The organism is Protofrankia sp. CiP3 (assembly GCF_917627345.1).
Taxonomy (GTDB): Bacteria; Actinomycetota; Actinomycetes; order Frankiales; family Frankiaceae; genus Protofrankia.
In genome coordinates this window covers 21,091-28,605 of the sequence record NZ_CAKJTM010000029.1, presented here as the reverse complement: position 1 = coordinate 28,605, position 7,515 = coordinate 21,091, and the positions used below count along the sequence as shown (strand labels likewise).

The 7,515-nt window shown below is 67.6% G+C and carries 6 protein-coding genes; 1 reads left to right on the top strand and 5 read right to left on the bottom strand.

From position 1 onward, the window contains the following. Window positions 1–34 precede the first annotated feature (34 nt). A complete protein-coding gene (locus MJ797_RS12720; RefSeq protein ID WP_239334549.1) occupies window positions 35–670 on the bottom strand; it encodes a malonic semialdehyde reductase in 636 nt (211 codons plus the stop codon). 164 nt (window positions 671–834) lie between these two features. Between MJ797_RS12720 and MJ797_RS12715 the strand changes: the two genes are divergently transcribed. Continuing rightward, on the top strand, window positions 835–2,331 hold the full coding sequence (locus MJ797_RS12715; protein ID WP_239334548.1) for a cell wall metabolism sensor histidine kinase WalK: 1,497 nt from the start codon (window positions 835–837) through the stop codon (window positions 2,329–2,331). Window positions 2,332–2,472: 141 nt separating this feature from the next. On the opposite strand, the gene MJ797_RS12710 is transcribed toward MJ797_RS12715, so the two are convergent. The 4 genes from MJ797_RS12710 to MJ797_RS12695 are packed head-to-tail and all read right to left on the bottom strand — an operon-like array spanning window position 2,473 to window position 7,500. Then, window positions 2,473–4,494: a biotin/lipoyl-binding protein gene (locus tag MJ797_RS12710; protein WP_239334547.1), complete on the bottom strand. Its 2,022-nt coding sequence runs from the start codon at window positions 4,492–4,494 to the stop codon at window positions 2,473–2,475. Then, entirely contained in the window at window positions 4,487–5,464 is a 978-nt protein-coding gene (locus MJ797_RS12705; protein ID WP_239334546.1) for a hypothetical protein, read from the bottom strand. The genes MJ797_RS12710 and MJ797_RS12705 overlap by 8 nt, the downstream gene beginning before the upstream one ends. Window positions 5,465–5,524: 60 nt before the next feature. Further along, window positions 5,525–6,757 carry an ABC transporter permease gene (locus tag MJ797_RS12700; protein WP_239334545.1) on the bottom strand — a complete coding sequence of 411 codons (1,233 nt, stop codon included), beginning with the start codon at window positions 6,755–6,757 and terminating at the stop codon, window positions 5,525–5,527. After that, on the bottom strand, window positions 6,754–7,500 hold the full coding sequence (locus MJ797_RS12695; protein WP_239334567.1) for an ABC transporter ATP-binding protein: 747 nt from the start codon (window positions 7,498–7,500) through the stop codon (window positions 6,754–6,756). Before MJ797_RS12695 ends, MJ797_RS12700 begins: the two co-directional genes overlap by 4 nt. Window positions 7,501–7,515: the final 15 nt, after the last annotated feature.

Below are 7,515 nucleotides of genomic sequence, written 5' to 3'. Positions count from 1 at the left end.
CCCAACCGGCCCAAACATCGAAATACGGGTCAGGTCAGAGGACGGAGACGACCTGCTCGTAGTCCAGCCGTGGGCTGCGATCGAACCACGGGTTCTCCCCGGGCTTGCCAATATTGATCACCGCGAGGGTGCGCAGCGGCTGGTCCGCGAAAAACTCCTTGTCGATGGCGGTGGCATCCAGGCCCGTCATCGGACCGGCCGCGAGCCCCGCGGCACGGATGCCCAGGATGAAGTAACCGATCTGCAGGCCGGCATTGAAGCGCGCGGTCTGCTCGCGCGCGACCGGCTCGGTGAAAAAATCCCTGGCGTTCGGCAGATGCGGGAAAACCTGCGGGAGGTTCTCATGGAAGTCGACATCCGCGGCCACGATGGCGACCAGCGGAGCAGAGCGCGTCTTCGCCTGGTTACCCGGGCTGAGATGCCGTACCAGCCGTTCCCGCGCCTCGGGCGAACGAACCAGAATGATCCGCAGCGGCTGGGTGTTCATACTGGTCGGCGCCCATTTAATCAAGTCATAGATAGCATGGACCTGCTCGTCAGAAACGGGATCATCGCTGAAGGTATTCGCGGTCCGGGCCGTACGGAACAGCAGATCCGCAGCGGCGGCGTCCAGCATCAGCGCGTCTTCGGTCGCGGCGATGTCACCGGTAGCGATGTCGGTGATGGTCATGGAGGTCAGGACTCCTGATGGTCGAATGGTTGCCATGCGGCCCAGCTACGTAATTGAACACGCAACTATGCTTCCGATATCCCAGCCCCAGTGTGAGCTTTGCCTCCAGAACGGCTTCGACCAGCACGGCGACGGCAGCGCCCACGGCTGCGAGTCTGACACTCGTGAGTGACCCAGGACGGGGAACGGCGCTGCGGACCCGGCTGATGATCGGCCTGTTGGCCTTGCTGACGGTGGGATTGTTCAGTACCGCGGTCATCAGCATTTTCGCACTGCGTACCTACCTTTTCGACCAGACGGACGATCAGCTGCGCAGCGCACAGAGCCTCGTGACGGCCCGTAGCAACGCGCTGCTGGCCCAGGTGGCGCCCACTATCAGTATTGAAGGCCTGCAGCGCGCGATCGCCCCGACCGACTACGTGGTGGAACTACGCAGGCGCAACGGCTCGGTCCTGGTCGTCACGGGAAGCGGCAGCGGCCCAGCGCCGCCCCGTCCGCTCATCAACGCTGTCACTGACATCGACGCCCGAGTAGCCTCCGGAACTCCGTTCACCATCGTCAGCGATGGCAGGCGCTTCCGCGCGATCACCGGGTCGCTGCCCGCGGGTGGCGAGATCGATCTCGTGGCTATTCCGCTGCGTCCAGTCACCGCAACCATCGCCCGGCTGGCGGGCATAGAGATCGCGGCCGGGATCGCCGTTCTCACCGGCGCGGCTTTTTCGGCATGGCTGCTGCTCGGGCGTGGCCTGCGGCCGTTGCGTGATGTCGCGGAGACCGCCGCCGCCATCGCCGGCGGGGACCTGTCCCGACGTGTGCCCGACTCGCCCGCGCGCAGCGAGGTCGGTCGGCTCGCCGCCGCACTCAACATCATGCTTGGTCAGATCCAGTCCGCGTTCGAGGACCGGGTCCGCTCGCAGGAACGACTACAGCGGTTCGTCGCGGACGCGTCCCACGAACTACGGACACCGCTGACCTCCATCCGCGGCTACGTCGACCTGATGCGCCAGGGCGTCATACCGCCAGCGGATGTGGACGACGCCCTGCGTCGCGTCCAGGAGGAGAGCACCCGGATGAGTGCCCTGGTCGATGACATGCTGTACCTGGCCCACCTCGACGAGCACCGGCCCCTGGAGCGCTCGGACGTCGACATCGCGGCCGTGCTGCGAGACGCGGTCGCCGACGCGGTCGCCGTCGAACCGGACCGTCTCATTGAGCTGACCTGCCCCGACCGGTGCGTGGTGGTCGGCGACGCCGACGCCCTGCGACAGGTGGTCGGGAACCTTCTGTCGAACGTGCGGGTCCATACCCCGGTGACAGCCCGTGTTGAGGCCACGCTCGTCCAGGAGAGCACTCGTGTTCATCTCACGATCCGCGATTTCGGCCCGGGCATGCCGCCAGAAGCGGCCGAGCGGGTATTCGACCGCTTCTGGCGGGCGTCGGGGAGCCGCGACCGGGTCCACGGTGGCAGCGGGCTGGGCATGTCCATCGTCGCGGCTGTCGCCGCCGCGCATGGCGGCACCGCCGACGTACGTTCGGCGCCCGGTAACGGGACCAGTGTCCGGCTCATTCTTCCCATAGGTGAGCCGGAACCGGCCGATCCGCCCACGGGGAACATCACCGTTGGCAACTACGCAAGGCAGGCCGCTGGGCCGCCACGCTGAGAAGGCAGCCGCACCTGGCACATCCACACTCGGCGGCCTTCGAACAGACAGCCCTCGAACAGACAGCCCTCGGGACGCGCCGAGTGTGCGCGGACAACCCGACCAACACGGCCGAAAGCAACCTGCCGCTGCCGCTATCAGTCAGTTCCGTCTACCAGCGCCGGTGGGGGCACCGCTGCCGGCGAAACCACCGCCAGTCGCCCCCACGCCACCGAGCCCGCGCAGCGTGGTGTTGCTGGTGGGCAGGGGGGCGTGCAGATCCGCCAGAACAATCTGGTCGCTTTCGGACAAACCGGATGTCACCTGGGTGAAGCTCACACCGACCGCACCCACCTCCACCGGCAGGCTGACCAGCTTGGCATCCCGCAGGACGGACACAGTATGACGATTACCGATGGTACGGACGGCCGACGTGGGCACGGCCAGCGCGTTCACCGCGCTGGAAACAACGATGGACACAGCCGCTCCGGAACCAGCGAACAGCTGTCCGCCACCGCCGTTGAGACCGATGGTCACAGGATAAGCAACCCCGCCGGACGCTCCCGGCCCCGTCCCGGTGGATGATCCCGTCCCGGTGGATGCTGTGGACACCGTCGGAAGCAGGCCGACAGCCACCACGGTGCCTGCTGTCGGCGAATCAGTGCCGTCCGGAGTCACCGTGACCTTGGCGCCGACCTTCACCGCGGCAACATTGCTGTCGCTGACGGTTGTCGTGACCTCCATTGCGCCCGGATTCACCACGACGATCGCCGCTGTACTCGATCCGGCGGTTACGGACTGGCCGGGCGTGATATTGACAGCGGCCACGAGACCACTGATCGGGCTGACGATCCGTGCCTGGTCCAGGCTCTGCGCGGCCACCGGGAGCATGGCGTTGGCCGCGTCGACCGAGGCCTGGTCGGCGGCGATCTGCGCGGCTGATGCTGGCGCGCGCGCAGCGGCTGATCCCGTCCTGGCCCCGCCCGCGGCCGTACCACCCGCTGCGGAGCCCGCGCGAGTAGCGCTACCTCGGTTATTGCCAACGCTGCCGGTATCGCCGGTTTTACTTGTGCCGCCTGTGTCACCGCTACTTCCTGTGTTACCGCCCGCCTGGTCGTGACCACCGCTCCCGGCCCCGGTCCCGCTCCCGGCCCCGGTCCCGGTCCCGGGGCTGGTCTGGCTCGGCGAAGGCTGCCCCCCCGCAGCGGCCGGTTGTCCTCCAGGAGACTGTGTCAGGAGCTGGGCGACCGCGGCATCGAGGGCCGTTTCATCCGCGACGACCGTGCGTAGATCGTTGTTCAGGGTCTCCTGCTCAGCAAGAACCTCCTTGAGCAACGCCGAGCAGTCCGTGCCGTCGGGCGTGCTCCCAGCCGCCTGTTCCGGTACCTGCGTGGTCTGGGTGGCGCTCGGAGCCTGGGTAGTCTCGGCCGGGCTCTGACCGCTGCGTGCGGAACTTGCCGCCATCAGCTCTGAAGCACGACCGAGGCCGTTCAGGAAGGCCCGGCACACCGACTGTTCATGCGCCAGATCGGCCTGGGTCTGATAAAGGACCGTGTCGGCGGCGTGCTGGTCAGCCAACAGCTGCCGCTGGTAGCGCTTGACAAGATCCACCGCCGATGCCGGATCCTGGCTGGCACCTCCACCAGCTGTGGGGCCGACTCGCGGCTCACTGGAGGTGATCATTTTTACGGCGGTATAGCTCCCGCCCGGCGTACCAGCCTGGCTGGAAGTGACAAATGCCGCGCCGGTGCCGGTGCCGGTCGACGTAGCTGTCGACGTGGTACCGGTGGTGGTCTGGCTGGCCTGGTCCGCCGCGAGCTTCGCCTGCGCGAGGGCAAGCACCGCCCGAGCATTGTCGAGGGATGCCGCAAGGGACGACGTGTCGAGTTCGCCCAGGATATCACCTGTCGTCACATGCTGACCGACAGCGACGGGAACCTGCGCCACTCGACCAGCAACAGGAAAACTGATCGACGCCTGGCTGACAGCTGCCACGCTGCCGACAGAGCTTACGGTCGCCTCGACCGTGCGGCGGGTGACCGCTACGGTCCGGTAGGACGGCCCGCTGGAGGCGGTGGCCGCCAGCACACCGCCGCCGGCCCCACCGACGACAGCGACAGCGACGGCGACGGCGGCCCAGCCGCGAACCCGGCGGCGCCGGGCACGGAATGTCCGGTCAGCCATTAGCAGGCCCCGTAGCCTCGCCCTGCCGGCGGAAACCACCGGTACATCCGTTGGGCCCCGCCGACCGGATGTTGATCGACGTGGCCGTGATCGCCCCGGTGCTGTCAGCTGGGCCCACCGCCGTGACGCACTCGCCGACCTTCACAACAGCGGCCGATGCCGGGACCGTGTGATCGTAGACGGTCGAAACGCCCGTGGTAACGGTTCTCGTCGTGGCTGGGGTGTCCCCACGGGCGATGGTCTCTACCACGAAGGCCGTGTCGGACTTTGACGTGACAGTGCCGAAGAGCGCGCCGACGCGGCCCACGCCGCCGGCCCTGGGACTGCGCTGCGCCTGGGGGCCGCCGGAGGGATTCGGGGCTCCCGAGGGGCGTGCCCCGCCGCCGAAACCAGCGCGGGACGCGCCGTTGCCGGTGCACTTACCCGCATCCGGCTTACTGATCGTAATGTTCTGCGCGATGACCGGGGCATCGGTGGCGGCTGGTTGTCCGCCCCCTTCCGTTCCCGAAGCCGTTGTCACCAGTACGCAGTCGCCAACGCCCAGGCTGGACGCGGTGGTCTGTTCGGTCCGGGTGAAAGCGGTGGAAGTGGTGAAATTGACGGCGACCTGGCCCACCGAGGGATTCTGGACCTGGATCGTCGTGTCAGTCACCGCCGCGGCCGTTCCCGTGACACCCGGTGGGCCAGCCGGCGTGGGATTTACCCCGGGGGCCGGCGCCGTCGAGCCGGCCGCGGTGGTAGAGCTCCCGCCGCCACCGCAGGCGACCAGAGCGAATACGGCGGCCGACAGCAGGACGGTCAACCGCCCTCCCGCGCTGACCCGCGGCTGGCGGGATGCGGACCGAGCTGTCCGGGCAGCGGCGCCCACGCGCGGGGGCACCCCATGTACGGACATCCCGCGCAGGGGCAGGCCGCGCCCAGGAACGCCGTGTTCGGCGGTGTTACTCGCGGGCAGAGTCGACTCGGACACGCTGGGCTCTTTCCTGATCGTGGCCCTGGACGGAACGCCGGACCGGAGACCGATAGATCATCATTCGCTGCGCAACGCCTCGATGGGGGCCAGGCGGGCAGCCCTGCTGGCGGGGTAAACACCGAATCCGACGCCGATTCCCACCGCGACGATGATCGATCCAAAAGTTGCGGGAAGTGATACGTCGATACGCTGAGAAATCAGGTGCGGGAGCGCCACGGCACCCACCACGCCGAGCGCGGCACCGGAGATACCACCGGTCAGACCGAGAACAGATGCCTCGACCAGGAACTGGCGTCTGATCACCCGGGGTGGCGCCCCGAGGGCCTTGCGCAGACCAATCTCGCGGACACGTTCAGTAACAGAAACCAGCATGATATTCATGACACCGATACCGCCGACAAGCAGCGAGATCGCCGCGATGCCCCCGAGCAGCACGGTGAGAGTCCGGTCGACCGAAGTCGCGGCGGACAGGATGGACTGCTGGCTGGCAATGGTGAAGTCGGCACCGGTGGGCGTGCTGATGTGGTGCAGCGCGAGCAGTTCGTTGTTGGCCTCCTGGTAGGCCGCGGACAGCGTCTTCGACGATGACGCCTCCAGGTAGAGGCTCTGTACGGAGGTGCGCGTCGCGCCGCCGAACACCCGGTTGGCCGCGGTGCTGATCGGGAGGACGACCTGATCGTCCTCATTGGCCGTGGCGGAGGAACCGACCGCGGTGAGGGTACCCACGACCTGCATCGGAACCCCCGACACGGTCACGGTCGCGCCGATCGGGCTGCGGCCACCGAACAGCTGCTCGGCCGTAGTAGCCGCGAGTACCGCGACCGCGGCGTGGCTGGTCACGTCCTGGCTGGTGATGAACCGTCCGGCAGCAATCTTGCGGGCCCGGACCGACAACCAGTCGGGCGTCGTCCCCACGACTGTGGTGGTCCAGTTCGACGCGCCGGCCGTCAGGGAAAGGCTGCGCTGGCTGGCCGGCGCGACCGCGGCGATGTCGGGGGCGACATCCCTGACCGCGAGGGCATCGGCGTCCTGCACGGTCAGCGTCGAGGCCGAACCGAAACCGCCACGGACACCGGTGCTGCTGGTAGTGCTCCCCGGCGAGACAACGAGCAAGTTGCTGCCCAGCGAGTTGATCTGATCGCGGACCTGGCCCTGGGCGCCCTGGCCGAGTCCGACTGTGAGGATGACCGCGGCAATACCGATGAGGATGCCGAGCACCGTCAGAGCGGAACGCGACCGGTGCGTGCGTACCGCATCCAAGCCGATCCGCAGTGTCTCCATCCAGCTCATGTGCGTACATCCCAGGCGAGCAGGGGCGAATTGGCGTGATCCCCGCTACCGAGCCCGGTACCGGCGTGCTTCCCCGGCCCCGTGTCGTCCTGGATATCACCGTCACGGATCCGCACTACCCGGCCGGCGGTGGCGGCGACCTCGGGTTCGTGGGTGATGAGAACGATCGTGCGGCCGGCCGCGTGCAGCTGGCTCAACAGGCCAAGCACATCCCCCGTGGACACGCTGTCAAGATTGCCGGTCGGCTCGTCCGCAAGGATGAGCGCTGGATCGGTGACCAACGCACGGGCAACGGCAACCCGTTGTTGCTGGCCGCCGGACATCTCGCTCGGCCGGTGGGCGATCCTGTCCCCCAGCCCGACCTTCTCCAGCGCGTCCACGGCCCGGTCGCGGCGCTCCGTCCGGCCTGTACCGGCATAGCACAACGGCAGTTCGACGTTGCGCCACGCGGACAGTGTCGGAAGCAGGTTGAACTGTTGGAAGACAAAGCCGATCCGCCGATTGCGGATCTCGGCCAGCTCCTCCTCGGACATCCGGCCGACGTCCTCGCCGGCAAGGTGGTAGCTACCCGCGGTGGGCACATCGAGACATCCGAGGATGTGCATCAGGGTTGATTTCCCCGACCCCGACGGACCCATGATCGCGATGTACTCACCCTCGGAAATACGCAGGTTCACCCCCCGCAACGCCTCGACTTCGAGGGAACCGGTCCGGTAGGTCTTGCGGACACCGTCGAGCTGGATGACGGGCTCCCGGCT

Bases quoted from the DNA above. Each gene is read 5' to 3' on its own strand.
- MJ797_RS12720 (WP_239334549.1), bottom strand. From the start codon at position 670: ATGACCATCACCGACATCGCTACCGGTGACATCGCCGCGACCGAAGAC.
- MJ797_RS12710 (WP_239334547.1), bottom strand. From the start codon at position 4,494: ATGGCTGACCGGACATTCCGTGCCCGGCGCCGCCGGGTTCGCGGCTGG.
- MJ797_RS12700 (WP_239334545.1), bottom strand. From the start codon at position 6,757: ATGAGCTGGATGGAGACACTGCGGATCGGCTTGGATGCGGTACGCACG.